This is a genomic window from Ruminococcus callidus ATCC 27760 (genome assembly GCF_000468015.1).
GTDB classification, from domain to species: Bacteria; Bacillota; Clostridia; order Oscillospirales; family Ruminococcaceae; genus Ruminococcus_C; species Ruminococcus_C callidus.
In genome coordinates, this window is sequence record NZ_KI260330.1 from 18,033 (window position 1) to 21,300 (window position 3,268).

A 3,268-nucleotide genomic window follows, 5' to 3' on the forward strand; every position below is an offset into this window, starting at 1 on the left:
GTCGCACAATCTTTGTGCGGTATTGCCATAGATTTTTTCTATGGGTTTAGATTTGAAAATTCCGTCTATGCAAAACGAATAAAATGTGCTATAATAGTATCATCTTTTTTATTATAAAAATACAACTTGCAGTACATGATTTCGGGCAATCCTGCCCGTGTACTGCCGACACTCTGGAGGAATTTTTATGCAGCCCTGCAATCCGAATGCAAAACTGGAAACCAAATGCCTGCACGCCGGTTATACCCCGAAAAACGGCGGCCCCGGCACAGTACCCATTGTACAAAGCACCACTTATCGTTTCGACTCCACCGAAAAGGTGGCGGAACTGTTTGACATGCCCACGGAACCGATGTACTCCCGTTTCGCCAATCCCACCTGCGATGCAGTAGAACAGAAGATCGCTGCACTGGAGGGCGGCGTCGGGGCAATGCTCACTTCCAGCGGACAGGCAGCTTCCCTGCTGTCGGTGCTGAATCTGTGCAGTGCCGGCGACAGCATTGTTTCCGTTTCCACCATTTACGGCGGCACTGTGAACCTGTTCGGCGTAACGCTGAAGCGGTTCGGCATCGAGTGCATCTGGGTAGACCCGCTGGCAGATGAGGAAACCATTTCGCAGGCGATAAAGCCCAACACCAAGCTGATCTTCGGCGAAACCATTGCCAATCCGGCACTGACAGTATTCGACATTGAAAAGTTCGCCAAGATCGCCCATGCCCACCAGATCCCGCTGATCGTGGACAACACCTTTGCCACGCCGATCCTCTGCCGTCCCATTGAATTCGGAGCAGATATTGTGATCCACTCCACCACCAAGTACATGGACGGCCACGCTCTCCAGTGCGGCGGCGTTATTGTGGACGGCGGCACATTTGACTGGGAAAAAAGCGGCAAATTCCCCGACTTCACAGAGCCGGACGAAAGCTATCACGGTGTAGTCTACACCAGAGAGTTCGGCAAAATGGCATACATCATCAAGGCGAGAATGCAGCTGATGCGGGACTTTGGCTGTTATCCGGCAGCACACTCCGCGTTCCTGCTGAATCTGGGACTGGAAACTCTGCCGGTACGTATGAAGCAGTACTGCGAAAACGCTATGGCAGTGGCAAAAATGCTGAAGCAGTCTGACAAAATCGCCTCTGTCACCTACCCCAACCTGCCGGACGATCCCTATCACGAAATGGCAAAGAAGTATCTGCCCAACGGCACCTGCGGTGTCATTTCGATCTCGATCAAGGGCGGCAGAGAAGCTGCTGTCCGCTTTATGGACGCATTGCAGCTGGCTTCCATCGAGGTACACGTGGCAGATATTCGCACCTGTGTGCTGCACCCTGCATCAGCCACCCACCGCCAGCTGACCGAAGAACAGCTGAAAGCGGCAGGCATTGACGGCGGACTGATCCGCATTTCTGTAGGTCTGGAAAATATCGAGGATATTCTCGCCGACTTGCAGCAGGCACTGGAGCGTGTATAAAGCAGCACTGCACAATCTTTGTGCGGTATTGCCTAAAGATATTTTCCTAGTCACCTCTGAAAAATTTGTCGGATAATCTGCAAATATCTGCATGTCGGGGCTTGTATTTTCTTTGAAAATATGGTATACTATAGATGTAGAAATATTACAGCGAAACGAAAGCTGTAATCTGGAAACGTCTGTGTTTTCTGTCGCCGACCCGCAGAAGAACCACAGCGTGTACACTTTCGCACACGCCTGCACAGGACATGGTGTCGGAGAAAAGAGGTATCGATATGAAAGGAACGATTATCGCTGCAATGGTTGCAGCAGCTGCCGCAGCTTCCGCTGCAACTATTTACGCACTGAAAAAGGCACACGACAAGCGACTGGAAGCCGCATGCAATTGTGACGACCTGCCGGAGGGCGGCTGCACAAATGACGACGAGTGCTCCTGCTGTGACGAACCGGAAAACAAAGAAGATACCGAAAACACTGCCGAAGCAGCAGGCTGCTGCTGTGCAGATGGTATTTGCTCTATCGATTCCGAGGACGACGAAGCAGACCAGCCGACAACCGTGCACATGCCGGAAGAAGAACCTGCCGACGATGCAAAGCCGGAACAGGACGATTCCGCAGATAATGCTGAAAAGACGATTCCGATTTCTTCCGGCGACGAGGACTGACGGCATAACATTTTGTGCCGGTTTATGGCTCTCACTTTCATAAATAGAAACAGCACTTTTGCAGCCGCAGACCCGCGGGCAAAAGTGCTGTTTTTTCGTAATGCCGTATAAATGTCAGGCAAGTTTTGAGGGACTACTTTGCGAGAACTTCCTCCCAAGTCTGGTGGATCCCTGCTCCGCGGAGAGCCACGTAGTACATGATATAGAAGCTGTCGGTGGAATCCACTGTACCATTGCCGTCTACATCGGCGGCAGCGATCTGTTCAGCCGTCAGCCCGCCGTCATTGCCTACGGCAACGTTGGCGATGTAGAGCATGGTGTAAAAGATGTCGGTGGAGTCAATGCCGCCGCTGCCGTCTACGTCACCCCTGGGCAATCCGCCGATCAGAGCAAATCTGATGTTGTTTTCGGCTGCGTATTTCTGGGCGTAAGAGCGGGCGTAACCATAAATAGTGAGGTTGTGGCAGCCGGAAAAGGCAGATTTTTCAATGCTTGTCACGCTGTCCGGTATCGTGATCGAGGTCAGCTTTTTACAGTCGGAAAAAGCACTCTCTCCTATGCTGGTCACGCTGTCTGGTATCTCGATTTCAGTCAGGCTGCTACAGCCGGAAAAGACATTACTTCCAATACTTGTCAAGCTGTTCGGCATCGTGACTTCGGTCAGACTGGTACAGAAAGAAAAAGCGTTCGCTCCAAGAATCGTCACACCGTCCGGCATCGTGATCGTGGTCAGACTGCTGCACTTATAAAAGGCATCTAAGCCAATTCTCGTCACGCTGTCCGGTATCGTGACCGCAGCCAGACTGTTACAGCCAGAAAAAGCACTTCTTCCAACACTCGTCACCGGTTTTCCAGCGATCTTCGCTGGAATCTCTACAGCCGTAACTTCTTTTTCACAACCAGTAATTCGAATTTCGACTGCATCGATCACGTCATAATACAAATCTCCATAGGTACCGTCGTAAAAATATGGCACATCTGCACTCGCCGGCAATTCCACGCCAGACAGTCCCACACTGCCCAGACAAAGCAAACCAGCAGTCAATGCCGCCAACCCTTTTTTCCACAATTTCATTTTTCTTCCTCCATATCATTCTTAGGGAAACACTGAATAAAGCTTGTGCGTAAG

The 3,268-nt window shown here is 51.0% G+C and carries 3 protein-coding genes; 2 read left to right on the forward strand and 1 reads right to left on the reverse strand.

Features of this window, described 5'->3' with window-relative positions; genetic code table 11:
- Positions 1-187: 187 nt before the first annotated feature.
- Together RUMCAL_RS03405 and RUMCAL_RS03410 are read left to right on the forward strand one after the other, a co-directional pair.
- The gene (locus RUMCAL_RS03405; protein WP_021681119.1) at positions 188-1,474 is read left to right on the forward strand and encodes an O-acetylhomoserine aminocarboxypropyltransferase/cysteine synthase family protein; all 1,287 of its coding nucleotides are present in this window, start codon (positions 188-190) and stop codon (positions 1,472-1,474) included.
- A gap of 275 nt (positions 1,475-1,749) precedes the next feature.
- The gene (locus tag RUMCAL_RS03410) at positions 1,750-2,139 is read left to right on the forward strand and encodes a hypothetical protein (RefSeq protein ID WP_040646808.1); all 390 of its coding nucleotides are present in this window, start codon (positions 1,750-1,752) and stop codon (positions 2,137-2,139) included.
- Between the two features lie 133 nt (positions 2,140-2,272).
- Here RUMCAL_RS03410 and RUMCAL_RS14370 read toward each other — a convergent pair whose 3' ends face one another.
- Positions 2,273-3,214 (reverse strand): leucine-rich repeat protein, encoded by a 942-nt coding sequence (locus RUMCAL_RS14370; RefSeq protein WP_021681121.1) that lies wholly within the window; start codon positions 3,212-3,214, stop codon positions 2,273-2,275.
- Positions 3,215-3,268: the final 54 nt, after the last annotated feature.

Bases quoted from the DNA above. Each gene is read 5' to 3' on its own strand.
- RUMCAL_RS14370 (WP_021681121.1), bottom strand. From the start codon at position 3,214: ATGAAATTGTGGAAAAAAGGGTTGGCGGCATTGACTGCTGGTTTGCTT.
- RUMCAL_RS03405 (WP_021681119.1), top strand. From the start codon at position 188: ATGCAGCCCTGCAATCCGAATGCAAAACTGGAAACCAAATGCCTGCAC.
- RUMCAL_RS03410 (WP_040646808.1), top strand. From the start codon at position 1,750: ATGAAAGGAACGATTATCGCTGCAATGGTTGCAGCAGCTGCCGCAGCT.